This is a genomic window from Paenibacillus foliorum (assembly GCF_013141765.1).
Classification (GTDB): domain Bacteria; phylum Bacillota; class Bacilli; order Paenibacillales; family NBRC-103111; genus Paenibacillus_S; species Paenibacillus_S foliorum.
The window spans coordinates 156,083-178,897 of the sequence record NZ_WHOD01000052.1 but is presented as its reverse complement, the minus strand read 5'-3'; the positions used below and the strand labels follow the sequence as shown (position 1 = coordinate 178,897).

General features: G+C 42.0%; 24 protein-coding genes. 22 read left to right on the top strand and 2 right to left on the bottom strand.

The genetic code is table 11. From position 1 onward, the window contains the following. Positions 1 to 44 precede the first annotated feature (44 nt). The 6 genes from GC093_RS12705 to GC093_RS12680 all read left to right on the top strand — a co-directional run bounded on the left by GC093_RS12705 (position 45) and on the right by GC093_RS12680 (position 7,177). On the top strand, positions 45 to 974 hold the full coding sequence (locus tag GC093_RS12705) for a carbohydrate ABC transporter permease (RefSeq protein ID WP_376768648.1): 930 nt from the start codon (positions 45 to 47) through the stop codon (positions 972 to 974). Continuing rightward, on the top strand, positions 971 to 1,786 hold the full coding sequence (locus GC093_RS12700; protein WP_171652241.1) for a carbohydrate ABC transporter permease: 816 nt from the start codon (positions 971 to 973) through the stop codon (positions 1,784 to 1,786). The genes GC093_RS12705 and GC093_RS12700 overlap by 4 nt, the downstream gene beginning before the upstream one ends. 66 nt (positions 1,787 to 1,852) lie before the next feature. Then, positions 1,853 to 2,827: a PdxA family dehydrogenase gene (locus GC093_RS12695; protein ID WP_171652240.1), complete on the top strand. Its 975-nt coding sequence runs from the start codon at positions 1,853 to 1,855 to the stop codon at positions 2,825 to 2,827. Between the two features lie 86 nt (positions 2,828 to 2,913). Continuing rightward, the gene (locus GC093_RS12690) at positions 2,914 to 4,212 is read left to right on the top strand and encodes an alpha-glucosidase/alpha-galactosidase (protein ID WP_171652239.1); all 1,299 of its coding nucleotides are present in this window, start codon (positions 2,914 to 2,916) and stop codon (positions 4,210 to 4,212) included. Positions 4,213 to 4,306: 94 nt separating this feature from the next. Continuing rightward, the gene (locus GC093_RS12685; protein WP_171652238.1) at positions 4,307 to 5,572 is read left to right on the top strand and encodes a nickel pincer cofactor-dependent isomerase, group 22; all 1,266 of its coding nucleotides are present in this window, start codon (positions 4,307 to 4,309) and stop codon (positions 5,570 to 5,572) included. A gap of 336 nt (positions 5,573 to 5,908) precedes the next feature. Continuing rightward, entirely contained in the window at positions 5,909 to 7,177 is a 1,269-nt protein-coding gene (locus GC093_RS12680) for a hypothetical protein (RefSeq protein WP_171652237.1), read from the top strand. Here GC093_RS12680 and GC093_RS36375 read toward each other — a convergent pair. After that, entirely contained in the window at positions 7,158 to 7,292 is a 135-nt protein-coding gene (locus GC093_RS36375; protein WP_281365231.1) for a hypothetical protein, read from the bottom strand. The two genes, GC093_RS12680 and GC093_RS36375, sit on opposite strands and share 20 nt — an antisense overlap. 120 nt (positions 7,293 to 7,412) lie before the next feature. Between GC093_RS36375 and GC093_RS12675 the strand changes: the two genes are divergently transcribed. From GC093_RS12675 to GC093_RS12655, 5 genes are all read left to right on the top strand, one after another. Then, complete coding sequence (locus GC093_RS12675; protein WP_246314215.1) at positions 7,413 to 8,102, top strand: ABC transporter ATP-binding protein; 690 nt, start codon at positions 7,413 to 7,415, stop codon at positions 8,100 to 8,102. Then, the gene (locus GC093_RS12670; RefSeq protein WP_171652235.1) at positions 8,089 to 8,841 is read left to right on the top strand and encodes a DUF2705 family protein; all 753 of its coding nucleotides are present in this window, start codon (positions 8,089 to 8,091) and stop codon (positions 8,839 to 8,841) included. Before GC093_RS12675 ends, GC093_RS12670 begins: the two co-directional genes overlap by 14 nt. A gap of 12 nt (positions 8,842 to 8,853) precedes the next feature. Continuing rightward, on the top strand, positions 8,854 to 10,287 hold the full coding sequence (locus tag GC093_RS12665; RefSeq protein ID WP_171652234.1) for a sensor histidine kinase: 1,434 nt from the start codon (positions 8,854 to 8,856) through the stop codon (positions 10,285 to 10,287). 16 nt (positions 10,288 to 10,303) lie between these two features. Further along, the gene (locus GC093_RS12660) at positions 10,304 to 10,996 is read left to right on the top strand and encodes a response regulator transcription factor (RefSeq protein ID WP_171652233.1); all 693 of its coding nucleotides are present in this window, start codon (positions 10,304 to 10,306) and stop codon (positions 10,994 to 10,996) included. A gap of 367 nt (positions 10,997 to 11,363) precedes the next feature. Continuing rightward, on the top strand, positions 11,364 to 11,522 hold the full coding sequence (locus GC093_RS12655; protein ID WP_171652232.1) for a hypothetical protein: 159 nt from the start codon (positions 11,364 to 11,366) through the stop codon (positions 11,520 to 11,522). 248 nt (positions 11,523 to 11,770) lie between these two features. Here the strand turns inward: GC093_RS12655 and GC093_RS12650 are convergent, their stop codons facing one another. Then, positions 11,771 to 12,739 (bottom strand): sugar phosphate isomerase/epimerase family protein, encoded by a 969-nt coding sequence (locus tag GC093_RS12650; RefSeq protein WP_171652231.1) that lies wholly within the window; start codon positions 12,737 to 12,739, stop codon positions 11,771 to 11,773. A 244-nt stretch (positions 12,740 to 12,983) separates the two neighbouring features. Here GC093_RS12650 and GC093_RS12645 point away from each other — a divergent pair, with 244 nt between their 5' ends. The 11 genes from GC093_RS12645 to GC093_RS12595 all read left to right on the top strand — a co-directional run bounded on the left by GC093_RS12645 (position 12,984) and on the right by GC093_RS12595 (position 22,614). Further along, positions 12,984 to 13,835 (top strand): AraC family transcriptional regulator, encoded by an 852-nt coding sequence (locus GC093_RS12645; RefSeq protein ID WP_171652230.1) that lies wholly within the window; start codon positions 12,984 to 12,986, stop codon positions 13,833 to 13,835. A 94-nt stretch (positions 13,836 to 13,929) separates the two neighbouring features. After that, complete coding sequence (locus GC093_RS12640; RefSeq protein ID WP_171652229.1) at positions 13,930 to 14,952, top strand: LacI family DNA-binding transcriptional regulator; 1,023 nt, start codon at positions 13,930 to 13,932, stop codon at positions 14,950 to 14,952. Between the two features lie 127 nt (positions 14,953 to 15,079). Beyond that, on the top strand, positions 15,080 to 15,553 hold the full coding sequence (locus GC093_RS12635; RefSeq protein ID WP_171652228.1) for an RpiB/LacA/LacB family sugar-phosphate isomerase: 474 nt from the start codon (positions 15,080 to 15,082) through the stop codon (positions 15,551 to 15,553). Positions 15,554 to 15,604: 51 nt separating this feature from the next. Then, the gene (locus GC093_RS12630; protein ID WP_171652227.1) at positions 15,605 to 16,891 is read left to right on the top strand and encodes an ABC transporter substrate-binding protein; all 1,287 of its coding nucleotides are present in this window, start codon (positions 15,605 to 15,607) and stop codon (positions 16,889 to 16,891) included. Positions 16,892 to 16,967: 76 nt separating this feature from the next. Next, positions 16,968 to 17,864, top strand: a complete 897-nt coding sequence (locus GC093_RS12625) for a carbohydrate ABC transporter permease (RefSeq protein ID WP_171652226.1) — start codon at positions 16,968 to 16,970, stop codon at positions 17,862 to 17,864. A gap of 15 nt (positions 17,865 to 17,879) precedes the next feature. Continuing rightward, positions 17,880 to 18,716, top strand: a complete 837-nt coding sequence (locus tag GC093_RS12620) for a carbohydrate ABC transporter permease (RefSeq protein ID WP_216624610.1) — start codon at positions 17,880 to 17,882, stop codon at positions 18,714 to 18,716. A gap of 46 nt (positions 18,717 to 18,762) precedes the next feature. Then, positions 18,763 to 19,590 (top strand): aldo/keto reductase, encoded by an 828-nt coding sequence (locus GC093_RS12615; RefSeq protein WP_171652224.1) that lies wholly within the window; start codon positions 18,763 to 18,765, stop codon positions 19,588 to 19,590. A 33-nt stretch (positions 19,591 to 19,623) separates the two neighbouring features. Then, positions 19,624 to 20,451, top strand: coding sequence for an aldo/keto reductase (locus tag GC093_RS12610; protein WP_312886522.1), 828 nt, complete (start codon positions 19,624 to 19,626; stop codon positions 20,449 to 20,451). 26 nt (positions 20,452 to 20,477) lie between these two features. Beyond that, positions 20,478 to 20,852, top strand: a complete 375-nt coding sequence (locus GC093_RS12605; protein WP_171652222.1) for a sensory rhodopsin transducer — start codon at positions 20,478 to 20,480, stop codon at positions 20,850 to 20,852. A 35-nt stretch (positions 20,853 to 20,887) separates the two neighbouring features. Further along, positions 20,888 to 22,087, top strand: a complete 1,200-nt coding sequence (gene rhaI, locus GC093_RS12600) for an L-rhamnose isomerase (protein ID WP_171652221.1) — start codon at positions 20,888 to 20,890, stop codon at positions 22,085 to 22,087. A 56-nt stretch (positions 22,088 to 22,143) separates the two neighbouring features. Next, positions 22,144 to 22,614, top strand: coding sequence for a heme-degrading domain-containing protein (locus GC093_RS12595; RefSeq protein ID WP_246314133.1), 471 nt, complete (start codon positions 22,144 to 22,146; stop codon positions 22,612 to 22,614). Positions 22,615 to 22,815: the final 201 nt, after the last annotated feature.

The following is a 22,815-nucleotide window of genomic DNA, read 5'->3' as shown; positions in this document are numbered from 1 at the left end:
GTTTCACCCCTTCATTTCTTGCCTTGATTAAGGAGAGATTATATCTGGAAACTTTAGAACGTAAAATAGATAGTAGTACAGCTGCCAAAATTCGTTTGCGCCGTTGGAGAAATTCTCCATCCTCAATGAATCTGATGTACTTGCCTGCATTACTGCTTTTCGTGCTTTTTATTTATTATCCATTTATTAAAGGAATCATGATCTCTTTTACTAATTGGGATGGCTACTCACAGCTGTATCGTTATATTGGATGGGATAATTATAAAAGGATGCTTTCGGACCATAGGATAGGTACGGTCATTATTAACACACTCATTTATGGAATTGGAAGCACTATTCTGCAAAATATTATAGGGTTGGCTTATGCTATTATGCTAAACAGCTATATACGGGGAAAGACGATTATCCGTACTATTGTTTATCTTCCGGTTATCGTAAGTCCTCTCATTATGGGTTATATCTGGTACTTTTTCTTTCAGTTTAATGGGGGAGCTCTTAACGATATTATCCTGTTGTTTCGCGATAAGCCGATCAATTTACTTGCTGACACTGGGCTTAATGTATGGATCATTACTCTGGTAAATACCTATCAATTTCTAGGAGTTGCTATGATCATTTTCTTGGCTGGACTTCAATCTATATCCAAGGAGTATTACGAGGCGGCTGAGATGGATGGTGCTTCGGGATTTTCTAGATTCCGTAATATCACCCTTCCGCTGCTTGCGCCGGCCATTACTATTAATGTTGTCCTTAATTTGATCGGCGGATTGAAGCTGTTTGATGTTATAACCGCATTAACCAATGGGGGACCGGGATATGCGTCCGCTTCTTTATCTACAATGATTTATCAATTATATTTCGCACATCAAGATGCAGGCTACGCTGCAGCATTAGGTAACTTTATGTTTCTTATGATATCAATTATTGGTTTATCCTCTTTGTATTATTTGCGTAAAAAGGAGATTTCGTTATGAAGCGTGCAGGGGCACTATATACTTTATTGGGTGCTTTAATAGGTCTTATGCATATTGTTCCTTTTTATGTGCTAATAACTACTTCGTTTAAGGATGAATTGGATCATAGCTCGAAATGGGTCATGCCGGGGTATCTTTCTTGGGATAATTTCACTAATGCATGGCAGCTGGCAGGACTGGATAGAGCGTTTCTGAATACGGCTATTGTTACTGTATTCTCCCTTGTTCTGATATTGATTCTGGGCTCGTCAGCAGCTTTTCCGCTTGCCCGACATCGAACTACACTAAACAAATGGATGTACGGTTTTTTTGTAAGTGCTCTTATCGTTCCGCCACTTACCATCCTTGTTCCTTTGTATAAGATGTTTGTTGATATTGGAGCTATGAATACGTATACAGGGATAGTGATTCTTCATGTTACCTTTCATCTTTCTATGGCCATCTTTTTGTTCACAGGTTTTATAAGCACGATTCCAAGAGAGCTCGACGAAGCTGCAATGATAGACGGGTCATCAAGGATAGGATTGTTTTTTCGGATTATCTTGCCGGTTTTAATGCCGATTACAGCGACGGTTATTATTATGAATGGTGTTTCTATCTGGAATGATTATCAGTTTTCGGTATTTTTTCTTCAAAAGCTGGAATATAGAACGATTACGGTTGCTTTATCCGTATTTTTCGGTGAGAACAATTCGGATATCGGGTGGGTGGCCGCAGGTTCTTTATTAGCTGCTCTTCCCAGCATTTCATTATATTTATTTTTGCAAAAATATTTCGTTGAAGGTATGACTTCCGGGGCAGTGAAAGGATAATCCTGCAATTTGTATACTAAGAACATATAAAGAAGGGAAATTGAAACCATGAAGAGGAAACCGTTAATGGGTTTGACATTGGGAGATGCAACAGGCATCGGGTCGGAGCTGGTTGCCAAAACTCTCCAATCCGAAGAAATTCGTCAAATGGCAACTTGGGTTTTGGTCGGCGATGAACGTGTTTTCCAGCAAGGACTGTCTGTAGCAGGAGTAACTCTTTCCTATCAAAAAATTGATAACATCGAAGAAGCTGAACGCGATGATCAGGTGTATTTCATTGATTTGCATAATTTGTCGCCGGATGCTTATAAGCTGGGCCGATTATCGGCGGAATCCGGCCAAGCAACCGGCGAAACATTGACCTACGTGTTGAAGCTCGCACAGCTGAAAAAGCTGGATGGTGTTGTTTACGCTCCTATCAATAAAGAAGCTTTGCATAGCGGTGGCTTTCATTTTCAGGATGAGCTGCATTTTTTCGCATCGCTTCTTGATTGCAAAGAAGGATTTAGTGAAATCAATGTGATGGGCGATCTTTGGGTAACAAGGATTACCTCCCATGTACCGATAAAGCAAGTAAGCAGCCTGGTTACCAAAGAGCGTGTGGCCCGCATCATTCGTTTTGCTCACGATACTTTAATCAACGTAGGCTACGACAATCCCAAAATTGCCGTTGCTGCCCTTAACCCCCATGCCGGTGATGGAGGACTGCTCGGCACGGAGGAGATTGACGCAATTAGACCGGCGATTTATGAAGCGCAGGAGCAAGGAATTCACGTTGAGGGTCCATATCCGGCTGATACTATTTTCTTGCGCTTAAAAACTAAGCCTTTCGATTGTTTGGTTAGTATGTACCATGACCAAGCTCAAACCGGCATGAAATTGTTAGGCTTTAATAAAGGAGTTACGGTCAGCGGTGGACTTCCGGTTGTCATCACGACACCTGCGCACGGTACCGCTTTTGATATTGCAGGTCAAGGTAACGCTGATCCCGGTGCCATCGAACAAGCGATGAGGCTGGCCATAAAATTAGCAGGATTTTAATAGAGGTTGTTCAAAAAGGCCCTTTTAACGTACTAATAGGAAGTAAGTTTTTAAATTTAAGCGATATAATTGGGAGGCAAGCTTTAATGTCAAAAATTACTTTTCTGGGCGCGGGTAGCTCTGTATTTGCTAAAAACGTGTTAGGTGACTGCATGATGACTCCGGCGCTGCAAGGCTTTGAATTAGCATTATTCGATATCAATGAAGAGCGTCTCAAAGATTCTGAAAATATGTTAAATAATTTAAAGATTACACTCGGAAGCACCTGCGTTGTAAAAGCATATACCAACCGGAGGGAAGCGCTCCGTGGGGCGAAATATGTGGTTAATGCCATACAAGTAGGCGGCTATGATCCTTGTACCATTACAGATTTTGAAATACCTAAGAAGTACGGGTTGCGTCAAACGATAGGGGACACCTTAGGAATAGGCGGCATTTTCCGTAATCTTCGCACCATCCCGGTAATGCTGGATTTTGCCAAGGATATGAATGAAGTATGCCCGGATGCATGGTTCCTGAACTATACGAATCCAATGGCTGTACTGACTAATGCAATGACGACATATGGGGGCGTAAAAACAGTTGGTTTGTGCCATAGTGTTCAACGCTGCATCCCATTTTTATTTGAGGCGTTAGGTATGGAAAGCGAAGGAGTTCAAACTAAAATTGCAGGCATAAACCATATGGCGTGGTTGCTTGAAGCAACAAAAGACGGAGTGGATATATATCCGGAAATAAAGCGTCGTGCCCGTGAGAAACAAAAAGAACAGCATGATGACATGGTCCGTTATGAACTCATGTTCCGCTTTGGTTATTATGTTACGGAATCGTCCGAGCATAATGCCGAATATCACCCTTACTTTATCAAAAAGAACTATCCCGAATTAATTGAACGCTTCAATATTCCATTGGATGAGTACCCGCGTCGCTGTGAACGTCAAATTAAAAGATGGGCAACCATGCGGGATGAACTGGTCAATAACAAAAGTCTTGGGCACACGCGGTCTCATGAATATGCATCTTATATGTTTGAGGCTATGGAAACAAACAAGCCGTTCAAAATTGGCGGTAATGTGATGAATACCGGTTTGATCACGAATCTTCCTAAGGAAGCTATAGTTGAAGTTCCTTGTTTGGTAGATTCAAGCGGAATTACACCAACGTATGTAGGGGATTTGCCTCAGCAGTTGGCCGCATTGAACCGCACAAATATCAATACTCAGCTGTTAACACTGGAAGCTGCAGCTACAGGCAAAAAAGAGCATATTTATCATGCAGCGATGCTTGACCCTCATACGGCAGCAGAGCTATCTATCGATGATATTGTGGCTATGTGTGATGAACTTATTGAAGCTCATGGCGATTGGCTGCCTAAGTTCGTGTAAGTAATATAGCAAGTCCTTCATCCCGAATCCAGCAATTGGAGCGGGATGAAGCTTGTTGTGGAATTAATGGGGTTGACCGGAAGGAGGATCATACATGAAACTGCCACAGATGGCGTTGGTGAAGCAGCGCTTTACCGGCCCTGCAGTTAAGGATATCGAAGGAGAAGTAACGAAACAGCTTTCGCAGATTGAGCATGAGTTGAGGATTACTCCGGGAAGGAGGATTGCGCTGACAGCAGGGAGTCGTGGCATCGCCAACATTGCTGATATTATAAGGGCTACTGTTCGCAGGTTGAAATCGATAGGTGCGGAGCCTTATATCATTCCAGCTATGGGCAGTCACGGAGGAGCAACCGCAGAAGGACAAGCCAAGGTGCTGGAAAGCTTGGGTGTGACTGAGCCGTACTGTGGAGCGCCGATTCTGTCGTCTATGGAAGTGGTGCAAATTGGTGAGACGGAGAGGGGAGTCCCGGTCTATATAGACCGTCATGCACATGAAGGGGACGGCATCATTCTGATCGGAAGGGTGAAGCAGCATACCGACTTCAAATCTCCGATTGGAATCGAAAGCGGCATTATGAAGATGGCGGCTATCGGCCTTGGAAAGCATAAGCAAGCATTGGCGCTGCACAATTATGGCATTCAAGGGATCCGTGATTTCATGCCGGAAGTGTCGCGAGTCGTGTTTGAGAAAGCGAAAATCTTATGCGGTATCGGCATTGTTGAAAATGCTTATGAACAAACGGCTGTGATCGAGGCTATCCCGACACGGCTGATTGAGGAGCGGGAACGGGAGCTGCTCAAGCTCTCTGCATCTCTGATGCCGAAGCTTCCCGTGCAGGAGCTTGATGTGCTGCATGTCGATAAAATCGGGAAAAATTACAGCGGTACCGGTATGGATACGAACATTATCGGAAGAATGCGGATTAACGGTGTAGACGAGCCGGCCTTCCCCAGAATCGGATACGTGATCGCGGGGGACCTGAGCGATGAATGTCAAGGCAATGCGCTTGGAGTTGGATTAGCCGATTTGACGACGAAACGGTTGTTTGACAAAATTGATTTTCATAAAACAAATGAGAACGTCATTACAAGCACATTTCTTCATCGTGCCATGATTCCGATTATTATCGAGAACGATCGTGAAGCTATAAGAACGGCGCTGCGCTGCAGTTGGGGCATCATTCCTGAGCAAGCACGTATCATGCATATCCCTAATACTCTCCACCTGGAGCATCTGTTCATCTCGGAGTCCTTACTCCCTGAAATCCGCCGATTGGATCATCTTGAAGTAGTTGGGGAGTTAAGTGAAATGCAGTTTGATGTAAACGGGAACTTTATCGGCAGCTTTTACGGATAGATGAGAAAGCAGCAGGCTAAGTTGCCCCAACATGCCAGTTAGTATTCATTGAAACAACCTAGGTTTGTCTACGAAATAATCTTCCTCAAAAAACGAGGAGGATTTTTTGCGGTTTCATGTCCATTTGCATCCTGTTTGTGTAACTAAAATATTCAAGCTTAAGGGAAAATAATTGTTTTATTGTGTTTAGTGAAAATCCTCTTGCTTCAGGTTCACAAAAGGTATAATAAGTAGAGTTAATATTTTGTTAATAGTTCATTTAGAAGTATTCAATAAGCTTCCTTTATAATAAAAGGTAAGGAGACGTCCCCTAAAAAGAATTAAAGGAGATTGGAAATGAAACTTACCAAAAAATCAATAACCGTACTCTCATTCACGATTGGAGCATGTTTGTTTGTATCCACCGCTTTTGCCGATACACTGCTTGGCTCAGGCTACGACCGACTTAAAGGCTCTGCGAAAAATACCGCGGCTCAGATGGAGAAGGGCTTGAACAACTATACGATCGAAGCGTTGTTTACGATGAAGGATAACAATCAAACCGTGCTTCAAGCTACTACCGTCAACAAAATCGATATGGAAAAGCAGGCATCTGAAAATTCGACGGTGGATCAGGGTCCAGATGGAAAAACGACATCCAACTACTCGTATACGGACAAAAAGCTTTCGGTTTGGAAGAATGGAACGGATAATAAATATTATGTAACTGAATTTTCCAATGATGTGAATAGGGCAGCGCGAAACCGATTCACAAGTCCGTTTAATGACAAGGGAGCGCCAGAGATTGAAAAGCTATTTGATGCGCTCGTCGGAAACCTGAAGGATTATGTGCAGGTGGAGGAGAGAGCGGATGGAGCAAAAGTATACTCCGGAAGCTTATCCGAGGCACAGGTGCCTGCCGTAGTTAATGCCGTATCTTCCTTCGGCTTTAAGCGGATGATTAGCGATCATGGCCGCATGGAAAAGGATTCGAAGCTGCCGGAAATCGAGAGCGATATTTTCGTTAAAAAGGTTTTGGGTACGGCAGTCGAAAACAAAGCTGGCATTGTGGAAAATGTCACGGGTGATGTGACTTTGTCCGGGAAGGACAAAAACGGAGTTCAACACGATTTGACGCTGAATGCAGTGTTCAAGCTTTCTGACATCGGAACTACGAAAATTATCATCCCTGACCTGACTGGTGCAAACGTTGAAAAGGTCAATCAGTCCGGTGGCTTAAGCAGCAAATATGCCGGGAAATATAGAAGTAACATTATCATCGAGAAAAACGGAAAATTTGTGAGAATCGGTGAAAGAATCTTAGAAATTACAAGTGTGGAAAACGATAAAGTAACAGGCAAGTATAATGAAACTGTTAATGCTGGTTTCGAGGCTGATTATCCTGACAAGTACAACTTTAATTTCGAATACAATCCTAATGATGGAAAATCCATTTCAACCTTCACTTATGTGAATGCAAAAGGAGAGCAGAAAAACGGGCGGATTAATCCGAACGGCTTAGCCAAAATTTATCTTGACCTTGAAATAGAGATCAGAGACAAAGATACTTACAGCAGAAATAACAGACCTTATTACGATGGAGAGTTTAACCGCATATTTGAGTAGTAAACAGGTTCAAGGAAGCCGCTAGTGCGGCTTCCTGATATTGCAAGAAAAGCCACCGCTTAGACACGAATGTATCTTCATCGAGAGGGCTTCGAATAGAAGCTTTTCTTATCATGTTCAGGGTCTCCGCAAAGTCCTGAATCCGCTTCGAAGTTTCGGCCCCACTCAGTGGGGTTATTTTAGGGAGATGTTGTCATTGACGAATAAAGCAATTGAAATAAGTGGCTTAACCAAGATGTATAAAAACGGCCGGGGAATCAGCGATTTGAATTTAGAGGTTGATCAAGGCGATATATTCGGCCTTTTAGGGCCAAATGGAGCAGGTAAGACGACAGCCATGAAAATGATGGCGGGACTCATGAAACCGGACCGAGGCGATGTGAAGATTTTCGGCGCCAGCATTTTAGACAACTATGTCGATGCGATGAAGCATGTCGGCTGTATTATCGAGACAGCGGAGTCGTATCCTTATTTAACAGCCAACGAAAATCTGAAGCTGTTTGCCCGATTTTATCCGCAGGTTGACCAGCAAAGAATCGACGAATGTCTTGAAATAACCGGTATGCTAAAATATAAAAATGAAAAATCCAAAAAGTTTTCGCTCGGGATGAAGCAAAGGCTGGGTGTAGCAGCTGCGATCCTATCCAATCCCAAGGTTTTGATTTTGGACGAGCCTTTGAACGGGCTGGATGTTGAAGGAATGCTGGATATGCGAAAGCTGATTAAACAGCTTGCCGAGGAAGAAGGCACGACCTTTTTGATTTCCAGCCATCTGATTCATGATGTGGAGCTTACCTGCACCAGAATCGGTGTTGTTTACGGAGGAAAGCTTGTCAATGTAGACTATACGCAAAGCATTCTTTCCAACTATTCTTCGCTTGAAAATTATTTTGTTAGTGAGGTGGACAGGAATGGCAGGGTTTAATGCTGCGTTTATAAATGAAGCCGTAAAGCTGTTGAAAAAGAAAAAAATCATTGTGGCCGCTATCTTGTCCATTCTTGCTGTATTGATTGGACAAATTGCTGTTACAGCGATTAAACATGGCCTCGGATTAAGAGTGGTAGGCAGCACCGAGTTTCCAATAGTGGTTCTCTCTATTTTTACTTATACGATTTTACCGTTGTTTGCTACCTTTGTAGCCATCGATATGTTTAACGGTGAATTTTCATCGAATACCATGAAAATTACGCTCCTAAGGCCCGTATCCAGATTTGGTGTTTTTAGCGCTAAGGTATTAAACATAGCTTTGTTTATCTTCGCAAACCTGATGTTCGTCATGGTTCTTTCTTTGCTGGCCGGGTTCCTGTTCAATCCTGCTTCCGCTAGCTGGATGGGGATAGTCAGGGTGTTTTTGTCCTATACCTCCACGTTTTTTCCTGTTTTTGTGTTTGCCCTTCTAGTTGTGCTGCTGTCCAATATATTTCAGGGAGGACTGGCGGTATTTTTCCTCTCGATCATTGTATTTATCAGTTTTAACTTTTTAGGCATTGTGTTTTCTTCTTATTCCAGCTTTTTTATTACGTCGATGTTTGACTGGTATACGCTCTGGATCTCGGAATCGATTAATGTGTTTAAAATATTCCGTCAGGTCTTAATCATGTCGGGCTGTGGTATAATGTTATTTACCGCTGGTTACTACCTGTTTGACAGTAAGGATATTTAGAAAGGAACCAACATGCATTTAACCAAACGCTTTTTCACGATGAATGCACTGGCTGTGCTGTTTTCCATTGGTTTGACGGTCTTGGCTGTCATTATTTTTGTTGCCGCTTATACGAAAATTTTTGGTCATAAAGCGGATATCAACGAATTGAAAAGTGTCTTCGAGCTTAGGACGGGGATCAGTGAGATCAAGAGGAATGCACATACCTTGGAATTCGAGCAGCTTTTGGATAAAAAAGCTCAGCAAGAGCTGTCCGATCGCGTTAAGGCTTTGGGTGCGAATGCCGTCCTTCTGATCAATAGAGAGGTTTTATTCTCTACTAGAAAGTTTAATCAAATAGATATAGAAAAAAGTCTGGTGCTATCCGGCGATATGCCTAATCAGGATACGCTGGAGCTTGATGGAAAAACTTATTTCTTTGCCCGTGTTGACTACAAGCTTCCATCCGGCGATCTTGGGATTTTGCTGCTGCTTGCGCCACTAAAGCTGAAAACGGGCTTTTATACGCTGCTTGGCATTTTTACGCTCAGTGTATTTATCCTGTTCTTTTTACTGATGAACTTTTGGGTTTCTTACACCTTCTCAAAGGGTATCATTTCCCCGGTTTCCAGGTTAAAAGACGCGGCTGTTAAAATCAGTGAGGGCGATTTAAGCTGCGAAATTGCTGAGGAGGGCGAAGGTGAGGTCCGGGAGCTGGGCAGAACACTGGAGCTCATGAGGATTAAGCTGAAGGAATCAATATATTTGCAGCAAAAATATGATGAAAACAGGAAATTTTTGGTATCCAGCATTTCGCATGATTTAAAGACCCCTGTGACTTCCATTATCGGTTATATTGAAGGTATCATAGATGGGGTCGCCAAGACGCCGGAGAAAATGGAAGAGTACCTGGAAACAGCCCGCTCTAAGGGCGTTCTGGTGAATGCGATGATTGATGATCTTCTTTTATATTCCAAGCTGGATTTGAATCAGCTCCCCTATCACTTTGAGAAAAGCGATCTGGTCAATTATTTACAGGACTGTGTTGGGGATCATAAATATGAATATGAAAAGGCTAAGCTTTCCTTAGAATTTATAAATGAATTAAATGAGCCTGTCCTTGTGTTAATTGATCGCGAAAGGTTACGGAGAGTCATTCAAAACATCCTGGACAATGCTGTTATGTACATAGACAAGCCTGATGGAAGGGTTGCTATTATACTCAGAGAGACCCGGACATCTGCCATAATAGAAATCAAAGATAATGGAAAAGGAATACCCGAGGCGAACCTCCCCTATATTTTTGAACGTTTCTATCGGGTGGACCCTTCAAGAAAAAATGCAGACGGCAGCGGACTTGGGCTCGCTATTGCCAAGCAAATTGTGGAAGGGCATGAAGGGAAAATATGGGCTAGAAGCGTAGTAGGGGAAGGGACCCGGATAATGATATCTCTGAAAAAGTATTAGCATTTTGGAGGTTAGGATGAAACGGATACTTATTGTTGAGGACGACCAAAGTATTGCAAATCTGCAAAAGGATTACCTTGAGCTGAGCAACTATTCGGTTAAAATTGTGAATAACGGAGCAGAGGGCTTGAAAGCTCTTGAGCAGGAAGAGATTGGGCTTGTTATCTTAGATATCATGCTGCCGGATATGGACGGATTTGAAGTACTGAAAGTGATCCGCGTGAAGGACGACATCCCTGTTCTTTTGGTATCCGCTAGGGCAGAGGAAATTTATAAAATTAACGGTCTGGGACTCGGTGCGGATGATTATATCACAAAGCCATTTAGCTCTGGGGAGCTGGTGGCCCGTGTTAATGCGCATTTGAAAAAATTCGAGAGAATGAAAGAGCGGTTTGGAAAAGGAGAGGGAAGCAAGATTCAGGTCAGGGGCTTGGAGATCCATAAGGATTCGAGAAGAGCTTTTGTGAACGGCAATGAAGTTATGCTGGCGCAAAAAGAATTCGACCTGCTTGTCTTTCTTTTGCAGCACGCTAATCGGGTAATCGGCAAGGAGGAGCTTTTTGAGCGGATCTGGGGAATGGATGCGCTGAGCGACGCTTCCACAGTAACTGTACATATTGCCAGAATCAGGGAGAAAATCGAGGAAAATCCGTCCAAGCCTCAGTATATAGGTACCGTTTGGGGATCAGGGTACAGGTTTATGGTTTGACAGCAAGTAGAGAACCGAATCGAGCTAAATAGCTCAATAAGATATTATAATTATGCTGCCGGCAGATTGAATCGGGCAGCCTTTGTTGAGTTGAGTATCTCCTGAATTTCGGAAGCGCATAGCCATTGCAAAAAAATGGGGTTTAATAAAGGTGATACTTAGACCCTCAAGTAAATAAATTCTTGAAGACTGAAATTGAGATTGAAGTAAAATAAGCAAGATAAGCAAACCGTCAAGTCTCCATCGTGTTGAACTGATGTTTTAATATGACTAGCTGTGATTTATATCATATACCTACTTCAATAAACGACCTATAATCACTTCTATAAGGTCCTGAAGTAAAATATACTGAAGTGGGGTATGATATATGGAAATAATAAAAAATACCAAATCAGAACAGCGGTTTAATGGGCTTGGCCTTGTTACTATTATAGCGGGTTTGGTTATTTTCTTACCCTTTGTTTATTTTATGATTAGCTGGGCGCTAGGCGAGGTGCCTCCGGTTGCCGGGGGAGTTGTGAGATAAAGAAAACTGAACAAACTTGTTGAGCTTGTTATAGAGCTGGTTTCGAACCTGTAAGGGGGAGAAGCCAGCTTATTTATATGGTTGTGCATTGTATAAAGCAAAGCTAATGGATGAGCGAGCGCAAGAAGTATTAGATCGCGAAGTAGCTTTGGGATCAGTCTTTTTTTTGAGTTAAAGGCTTTAAAAAAGAGGCTAAGCAGAGTTGACTGATCAACCTCATAATAAGTATCTATTTAATAGACTCTATTTCAACTATGGCTTCCTCCGTGCCAAGAATTCAATAGGAATTCTTCCCTCTCACGGAAATAGGCAGCTGTTTGATTCACCAGTTGATCAAGTAGCTCTTTTGATGGCTTACCGTACATTGAAGGATACGGATCTCCGCCAGGACCTAACGGTTCAGGCGTTACATACCGACCCTGCCGGTTAAACCCGATTAAATATAGAGCCATAATGATCGTGTCTAAATCAAGGAATCCATCTCCCAATGCACCGCGGTTACTGTCGGCCATGTGAAGGTTTAAGAGCTGATCCCCGGCAGAAAGTAGAGACTCACCGATATGGGCTTCCTCGGCTTGCATATGATAGACATCAGCGTTAATATGTCCGACTGCTTTATGATTCACCGCGCGAATATAATTTTGTGCATCATCGATTGTATGAACAAAGCTGACTTCAGCGGATCGGATCGGTTCAATGGCAGCTTGCACGTTGTGTTTTACAAAATGATCCGCAACAAGGCTTAACGTTTCAACACTGCGGTCAAACTCCATTTCGTCGTATTTTTTTGCTCTACCAACTGCACCGGGTACTACAAGAATGTAGGATCCGCCAACGGCAGCAGTAAATTCTATTTCGCGTTTCAAGTAATCTACAGCGGCTTGACGATGAATAGAACGATTGCTTGATAAATCGTTATCCTCAGAGAACATGCCGCATATTCCTCCGACACGAATATTGTAAGCTCCAAGAATGTCCAGGGTATCTTTTACTTTATAACCGAGGTCGGCCCCGTAATGGTTACCGTGAAGTTCAATGAAGGAGATCCCTGCTTTGTTCAACCGTCTAGCGGTGTCTTCTAACGATTCGATTCCAAAACCCCAGTTGCTCCAAGATAAATTAAGTCGTTGGTTAAGCTTCTCAGGATGATTTTTCTTTAATTCGAAAAATGCAGAGTGAATCCGTTCATTTTTGATCTGATAATTTTGTAGGCTCATTAAGAAGCATCTCCCTAGTTAAGCTAATTTTAGTTGCAGCTACCAATAATTCAAAGCTTGGTTGAAATGAGTATCGATTTTTTGTATTATCAATTTAATCGATTAAATGAATCGATATCATTTAGGATAAATGTATTGCATAGTTAAAACTATCCCTATATTTGCAGTATTTCTGTTGTATCTTGCTTTTTTCGGAGGGGTAAGCAACTAAGCTCATATTCGTTTTTTATAGAGGAGGTCATTGATGACTGTTCAAATTTCAACGAATTTCCCAAGCGTATCCTTTTTTAAAAAGGATATTCAGCCCATTCTCAAATACGCTGGCCAAATATGTAATGAGCCGAGATGGTCCTTCGAACGCCATAAACACGATGATTTGAGTGAAATCGTATATATCGTTGATGGTGAGGGAAGCTTTATTATTGGGGATAAAGAATACGTTGCAGGGAGAGGCGATTTGATAATATATAATCAAGGGGTTAGCCATGAAGAACGTTCTAAGGCTGAAAATCCGTTAAAAACCTATTATTGTGGTGTGAGTAATTTAGCAATAGAAGGAATTGATGAGGGATGCATCTTACCTAGACATCAATCTCCTGTTATTCGGACAAATGCGTTAGGATCAAAAATTGAAGGTCTTTTTTCTCAAATTTTCGAAGAAGTAAATTCACAAACAATGGGATGCCAAATTATTTGTCAAAACTATTTAAGCTCCTTACTTGTTTTTATTCATCGAATTGTCAGTGCTCATGAATCATTGATTGTCTCATCGGAGCAGCATTCTGTAGGTTATCAGATCCAAGAGTTTCTGGATAATCATTTTATGCAGGACATTTCTCTTAATGAAATTGCGAATAGCCTGTACATAAGCCCATACTATCTCTCACGTATATTTAAAGAGAAAACGGGATATTCACCTATCAATTACGTTATTCAGTTGCGAATTGGGGAAGCTAAGAAGTTGCTTCTCACCAGTAATTTAACGATACAGGAAATTTCACATCGCATGGGCTATGATAATTCGAATTATTTTTCCGTTTTATTTAAAAAGGTTACAGGAGCATCTCCAAATCAGTTTCGTAAAAAGAGTAAATAAGATTTTGACCATTTCGTAATATTGCTTGTTGACTTCATTGGGAAATTAATACTATAATTCATTTAATCGATTAAATGGGGAGGTGATACTACTAATGAAGAGGGCAACACTTAAGGAAGTAGCGGACAAAGCTGGGGTATCTACTGCTACTGTTTCAAACACATTAAACGGAACAAGATTCGTTCGAGAAGAAGTTAAGCTGAAGGTTTATTCCGCGATACAAGAGCTGAATTATCAGCCAAATATTGTAGCTAAGAGCTTGCGCATTCAGGAATCAAGAATTATTGGGGTACTGATTTCTGATATAGCCAATCCAGTCTTCTCCAATATTGTACGGGGAATTGAGGAAGAGCTCGCAAAAAGTAACTACAGTGTTTTGTTATGCAACACGGATTCTTCTGTGGAGAAAGAACGCAAGTATCTTAATGTTCTAATCGGCAAAAGAGTAGATGGATTGATCGTATCGTCAGCCGGTAATTCGGGTGACTATTTCCGCTCACTGGAAAAAACGGGTGTGCCGATTGTTTTCTTAAACCGGTGCCCGGAATTTATGAATTCCGATGTAATAATGGCTAATAATATCCAAGGGGCATATAACGCTACAGAACATTTGATTCAGCATGGGTATAGCAAAATTGGAATTATTGCAGGTCCTTCTTCCATTAGTACAGGAAAAGACAGGTTAACGGGTTACAAGAAAGCGCTTAAAGAAAACGGCATCATAGAATTGGCTTCTATAATAAAAGAAGGACAATTCACAGTAGAGAGCGGATACTCCAGGATGAAAGAGCTGATGGAACAGGATTTGAAGCCTGATGCGGTGTTTATTTCTAACAACTCGATGACATTGGGGGCATACAAATATTTAAAGCAATCGAATATTCAAATTCCTAATCAGGTTGCTGTTCTTGGTTTTGATGACCCGGATTGGGTTGAGATCGTTGAACCTCCAGTTACAACGATTAGACCGCCTTCTTATCGACTAGGTGTAAATGCAGCAGACTTAATGATGATGAGAATTAAAGAAAAAGATGTAAAACGAGAAATTATGTATATGGATACATCGTTAATCATCCGTCGTTCATGCGGCTGTAACCTTATCAAAGAGCCGCATTAAAAGTATGATACAGGAGAATAGCAGGCATGACTTGTAAGCGTTTTAATGGAGGGGTTTGATAATTCTCTCTTTATTTTTCACTTATCATTTAATCGATTAAATGAATATATCAATAGGAGGATGGAGTATGAGAATTGCAGTAGGTGGAGATCATTGTGGGTTTCAGCTGAAAGGAACTGTTGTAAGCGCATTAAATAGTATGGGTCACGAGGTAACTGATTTTGGGTGCTACGACGACAATCCTGTAGATTTTCCAGATATTACGAGGACTGTTTGTTCTGAAATTCTAGAAGGCAGGGCGGAGCGCGCAATTATGGTGTGTGGAACAGGCGTAGGAGCTTCCATAGCAGCCAATAAAATTCCAGGTATCCGGGCATCTGTCTGTCATGATATCCACTCGGCCCATCAGTGTGTGGAGCACGACGATGTGAACGTGATGTGTGTAGGAGGACAGATCATCGGTCCTGTTATCGTGGTTGAACTTCTGGAAAGCTTTTTGAAAGCTGAATTCAGTACCAAAGAGGAGTTCCGCCGCCGCGTCGAAAAACTGCATGAGATGGAGCGCGAATTCACCGTACCGAACCATTCCTCGAAGAATTAGTCTTAATTGGCATTTGATTGTTTGGAAAACGAATATTAGGAGGAAAAGCTTATGAGATTAAGGAAAGCTGCAATTCTAATGATTTCGGCCTCATTAGCCTTGGGATTAACCGCCTGCTCTAGTACAGAGAGTGCAGTGAATAAGAGTGAAAAGAAAGTGGAGCTGCGTATTGCCTGGTGGGGCGGTCAAGCTCGACATGACAAAATGAATAAAATCGTGGACCTTTTTGAACAAAAAAATCCCAATATCAAGGTTCTAAGAGAATTCACGACAGAGAATCAATATGCTGAGAAGTTTACTACACAAGCAGCAGGGGGCAATGCACCTGATGTCATGCAAACAAGCAGCTTTTTTCAATTCGATTTTGTGACGCGCAAAATGCTGCTTGAATTGGATCCGCTTGTCACATCGGGAGAGTTGAATGTAAAGGATTTTGACCAGATGGACACAGAGGGTGGCAAAGTCAATGACAAGCTGTATACCATTACCCTCGGCCATAATATTACAGGGGTTCTATACAATACGGCCTTGTTCAAAAAAGCAGGTGTAGAGCTGCCAAAAAACAATTGGTCTTGGGATGACTATGTTACAGCATCTAAAGCTTTGCAAAAAACGTTAGGAAAAGATGCATGGGCTACCGAGGACGAGGGTGGTGTGTATAGGGGACTGGAGCTTTTTGTTCTTCAAAGAGGAAAGTCAGTCTATAAAGAAAAAGAGCTTGCTATGAGTAAACAGGATTTGGCAGACTGGTTCGCATTCTGGGATAAAATGCGTAAAGACGGATTGACCCCGCCTGCGTCGATTCAATCCGAGCAAGGAGATAAAACACAGGAGGAATCGATGCTTGCACGCGGTAAGGTGGCTATGATCAGCAAGAGCTCCAATCAGCTAAAAATTTATCAAGGCAGCTCCAAAGAAGAGTTGAATATCGTTAGTTATCCAATGGATCCGAAGGGCGATAAGAAGATTCCATTAATTGTAGCCTCGCTTGGGATTTCAAAAGATTCCAAGCATCCAAAGGAAGCGGCAATGTTGATCAATTTTTTCACTAATGACCCTGATGCAGCCCAAATTTTTAAAGGCGAGCATGGCCCTCAAGCCTCAAAGAAAATGCAAGAAGTGATCAAATCGTCTCTGGGCCTACCGGAAGAAAAGGAATATGCATTTGTAAATACTATGCTGCCAACAACGAGGCCGTATCCTACCATGCCAGCAGGCAGCACTTCCATTCAAAAGCTTCTGCTCTCCAGTAATGAAGCGGTCGCGTTCGGTAAAAAGACAATAGAGCAGGCTGTTGACGACTTTTTTGCTCAGGCGAATCAAATATTAAATCGGTAGTTCATTTATTAGGCAAGGGCTCAAAGAGCCAGTACTTGAGCTCTTGTTTCATCCTTAGCAGGGGAGATATAATGCCGTGACGACTTTTAATAACCGTAAACAATGGTTGTGGATCATTCCCTACCTTTTTCTGACACCCTGGTTGATCGGTATTCTGGTATTTAGTACCATTCCGATTTTAAGCTCACTCTATCTTTCATTTACGGATTACAATTTTGTGTCTTCACCCAAATGGATTGGGTTTAAAAACTATGCAACGATGTTCAATCATGATCCACATTATTTTCAGGCATTGAAAGTAACCTTCATGTATGTTTGGGTTGCCGTACCTTTGGAATTGGCCTTTGCTCTATTACTGTCATTGCTCTTAAATAAGGGAATACGCGGCTTAGGTATTTACCGTTCCGTGTATTATGTTCCATCCTTAATTGGGGGAAGTGTAGCTATTGCCATTTTATGGCGGCAGGTGTTCGGAGAAAGCGGTATTGTTAATCAGTTGCTGGGCTATGTTGGTATTTTAATGCCGAGCTGGGTAGGAACCCCCGATTATGCCATATGGTCGATCATTTTTTTGAAAGTTTGGCAGTTCGGATCACCTATGGTCATTTTCTTGGCTGGACTCAAACAAATTCCTCAAGACTTTTATGAGGCTTCGGCTTTAGATGGAGCGGGGAGATGGAAGCAATTTCTTCACGTAACCTTGCCGGTTTTATCCCCTATTATATTGTTTAACGGAATCATGCAGATCATCAGCTCGTTTCAGGCCTTCACACCAGCTTATGTAATAAGTAATGGGACGGGAGGACCGGTCAATTCTACGCTTTTCTATACACTTTACTTATACCAGAACGGCTTCGGTAACTTTCAGATGGGTTATGCTTCCGCAATGGCATGGGTGCTGCTGATTATTATAGCTTGCTTGACAGGGCTGATCTTTTTAGGTTCAAAAAAATGGGTTCATTATGGTGACTAGGGGGGACGGATGAGGATGACAACGATAGATATAAAAAAGCTGTTGCTTCACGCCTGTGTAATTACGGGAATGTTTATTATGCTCTATCCGGTACTCTGGATGATTATTAGTTCGTTTAAGCCTACCAACACCATTTTGACTGATCATAGCCTTTGGCTGCGAGAATTTACTTTTACTAACTATGTTAAGGGATGGAAGGGCACTTCAGGTACAACTTTCAATACCTTTTACTTAAACTCGCTGATCATGGTTGGTTTAGCGGTAATTGGCAATATTCTATCTTCTTCGCTAACCGCTTATGCCTTCGCCAGGCTGGAGTTTAAAGGGAAAAAAATGATGTTTGCCTTGATGCTGATGACTATGATGATTCCGATGCATGTACTTGTAGTTCCTCAATATATCATTTTCAATAAATTAGAATGGATCAACACGATTCTTCCAATTGTAGTGCCGAAGTTTTTTGCAGTGGAAGGGTTCTTTATATATCTGTCTGTTCAATTTATCCGTTCGCTGCCTCGCGAGCTTGATAAAGCGGCTACCGTAGACGGATGCGGTCCAATTCGCCTCTATACTCACATTATTTTGCCGCTTACCATTCCTGCCATCGTTACAACAACCATATTCACATTTATTTGGACATGGAACGATTTTTTTAGCCAATTGCTTTATCTCAGCAGCATAAAAAAATATACCGTAACACTCGCGCTTCGTATGTTTACGGATGCGGGAGGAGAGGCGGCGCTGGGATCGCTTTTTGCAATGTCTGTGCTATCCATTATTCCGGTATTTTTAATATTCTTATTTTTCCAACGATATATCGTTGAGGGGATCGCTACATCCGGAATTAAGTAATTCTACTTAGAAAGTAAGGAAATCTGTAGGAGGCGAGGGAGTTAACATGGTTAAACATATATCAGAATGTACCGTTCTAAATAATGGGGTCAAGATGCCTTGGCTGGGACTGGGCGTATTTGAAACTGCCGAAGGTGAGGAAATTGAAAGGGTTGTTGCTACAGCTATTCAAGCAGGGTATCGCAGTATTGATACAGCGTCCCTATACGGTAATGAAGAGGGTGTAGGTAATGCTATAAAAAAGAGCGGTGTTCTCCGTGAACATTTGTTTGTTACAACAAAAGTATGGAATACCGAACAAGGCTATGAGTCAACACTGGCTGCGTTCGAAACGAGCCGTAAAAAGCTGGGCTTGGAGACTATCGATCTTTATATGGTCCACTGGCCGGTGAAGGATCAATATAAAGACACATGGCGAGCTCTAGAAAAGCTGTACAAAGAAGGTAGTGTTCGCGCAATTGGTGTAAGTAATTTTCATATCCATCATCTGAAAGAGCTGATGGCAGACTGCGAAGTTATACCTGCCGTAAACCAAGTTGAATACCACCCACGGTTGACTCAAGTTGACCTCCATAATTTCTGTAAACAGCATCATATTCAATTGGAGGCTTGGAGTCCGCTCATGAAAGGAAGATTGCTTGATCACCCGACATTGGTCGAGCTTGGCAGCAAGCATGGTAAATCCTCAGCTCAAATTATTTTACGTTGGGATATACAAAAGGGAGTTGTAACCATTCCTAAATCCGTTAATGAAGAGCGTATCCAATCCAATGCGGATATTTTTGATTTTGAATTAACACAAGAGGACATGGCTCAATTGAACGCATTGAATCTGGATGAAAGAACAGGCAGAAATCCTGATACGTTTGAATGATAAGAAAAGGGGCAGGGGATGGAGTGGAAAATGATCAAACATATTTCGGATTGTACGATTCTTAATAATGGAGTAAAGATGCCATGGCTGGGGCTCGGCGTGTATCAAGCAGCTGAAGGCGAAGAGGTGGAGAGGGTAGTAACTACAGCTCTCCGAACGGGTTACCGCAGTATCGATACTGCATCGTTATATGGTAATGAACAAGGTGTGGGCAAGGCTATTCAAAAGAGCAGTATCCCCCGCGAACAAACGTTTGTTACAACCAAAGTATGGAACACCGAACAAGGCTACGAATCAACATTGGCCTCATTCGAGAGCAGCCGTAAAAAAATGGGACTAGAAATTATCGATCTTTATTTGATCCATTGGCCTGTAAAAGATAAGTATAAGGAAACGTGGCGCGCTTTGGAAAAACTATATAAGGAAGGATGGGTTCGAGCCATCGGGGTAAGCAATTTTCATATCCACCATTTGACCGATTTGATGGCAGACTGCGCAGTGATTCCTGCCGTCAACCAAGTTGAGTACCATCCGAGATTGACTCAGGTTAACCTGCAGCATTTTTGCAAACAACATCATATTCAACTGGAAGCATGGAGCCCCCTTATGCAAGGGAAGTCGCTGGATCATCCGACATTGGTTGAGCTTGGCAGGAAGCATGGTAAATCTTCAGTTCAGATAATATTGCGTTGGGATATACAAAAGGGAGTTGTAACCATTCCAAAATCCGTTAACGAAGAAAGGATCCAATCCAACGCGGATATTTTTGATTTTGATTTGTCTACCGAGGACATTGCTCAATTAGACGCTATGAATCGGAATGAAAGGACCGGCCAGAATCCCGATAATTTTGAATTTTAGACAGGTAAGAAAGGAGCCTAAGAAGCATGAGTTCTATTCAAAAAGGGCATCGTTTTTGGTATATCCCTGACGGCTACATCCCCCGGGAAAGTTTAGGAAAAGTCGAAAGCCATGAAGCGATTTGTTTACTTAACTGCTATGAAGAGGAAGCATCTATTGTAATAACTGTTTATTTTGAAGACAGGGAACCTCTTGAGCAGATAGAAGCACGGTTGGAGGGGCGCCGCACTAAGCACATCCGTACTTCTGAACTTCAAAAGGATGGCGAACGAATCCCAAAAGGAGTGCCATATGCCATAGAAGTAGTAAGCAGTGTTCCTGTTATTTTGCAATATACCCGTGTGGATTCGACGCAGCCAGCTAACGCACTGATGTCGGTCATTGGTTTTCCGCTATCGTAATTAAACTAAACTAACATTAGAAGGGTGAAAAAAAGATGGATCGAGCATATAAGCTTTTTGAAGAGCAGCAATTGGCAAGAGGAATTGATCTTAAACAGGTGCATGAGAAATTAAAGTCGATCCGAATAGAAACACCTTCTTGGGGATATGTGAACCAGGGTACGCGATTCAAAACCTTTGAAAAAATGGGAATGCCGAGAAATACCTATGAAAAAATGGAGGACGCGGCTCAAGTTCACAAGTTTACAGGTATTTGTCCTGCGGTTGCTTTGCATATTCCATGGGATAAAGTTGAGGATTATACGAATTTGAAGGAGCACGCAGGAAGCCTAGGTATTTCAATGGGTGCAATAAACCCAAACCTGTTTCAGGAGAATGAATATATGCTTGGCAGTGTATGCAACATAGATTCCAAGATTCGGCGTAAAGCGACTGAACATTTGCTAGAATGCGTAGATATCGCGAAGACAGTTGGCTCGGATGTCCTCAGCCTCTGGTTCGCAGATGGAACCAACTACCCAGGGCAGGGTCCTATCCGTCAACGGGTGCAGTGGATGTACGAATGCTTGAAGGAAACGTATGATGCCTTGACACCTAATATGAGAATGCTAATTGAATATAAATTTTATGAGCCAGCTTTCTACCATACGGATCTGGCGGATTGGGGAATGGCTTTCAACATGGCTAATAAGCTTGGTAAACAAGCGGAGGTACTTGTAGATACCGGCCATCATGCACAGGGCACAAACATTGAACATATCGTTGCTTATTTGATCGGTGAGAAGAAGCTTGGAGGCTTCCACTTCAATAGCCGTAAATACGGCGATGATGACCTGATAGTAGGATCTGTAAATCCATATGAGCTTTTCTTGATTTTCTATCAGATCTTGGATGCAGCAGCCGATCAGGACCCAGCGATTCAGACAACTGCTAATAACATCGCGTATATGATTGATCAAAGCCATAATATCGAGGATAAAATTCCTGCGATGATTCGTTCGGTCCTGAATGTACAGACCCAATATGCTAAGGCGCTCCTCGTTAATTTGGCGGAGGTAAGGGCTGCGCAAGAAAAGCAGGATGTGCTTGGGGCGGAACAGGCGGTGCGTGAAGCGTTCGAAATGGATGTAACACCGCTGCTTCGAGCCGTTCGCGAAGAAATGGGTGTGCCCTGCGATCCGATGAGCGCCTATCTACAAAGCGGTTATGGGATAAGTATCCTATCCCGTGGATAAAGATTCGATGACGTAATATATACTCGCATTTTGTGGATAGGAGAAAGATGAAAGCTATGGAAGAAGATCTTGCTGAATTACTGAAGGAGATTGACAATGAGGAGAAAACGTTGCAGTTCAAGCAATTTACCAATTTGACTGCTTACGAACTGGGGATAAAATTAGTAGAAGCTGCAATTGAGAAGAAATTGTCTGTTACAATTGATATATGTAGAGGTGAGCAGCAGCTTTTTCATTATGCTTTACCTGGCACAACCAAGGACAATGATGAATGGATCAAAAGAAAGAATCGAATTGTAAATCGCTTTTACCACAGCTCTTATTACATGAGAATTTACTACAAATTATTAAATACAACCATTCAAGAAAAATCCTATTTGGACCCGTCCGAATACGCAGCTTATGGGGGGGCTTTCCCTATTCATGTTCAAAACGTTGGGGTTATAGGAACTATAACAGTATCCGGTCTTCCGCAAAAAGAAGATCATAAATTTGTAGTGGACGTGCTAAAACTATTTTTAGTTTGAGCTAGCCAATTGACAATGGATATGTAGGTATGCGTCTGAAAATAAATTTAAGCAATCGCGCATTAGAATAATTGGTTACAGCCTGCCCATTCCGGCAGGCTGTTTGAGTTATGCTCTAAAAAAACAACTAACTGCAGAAGTGAATTGGAATAATTGAATGATATTCATCATATAGGAAGTTTTTTTAATTTTTAATGTATA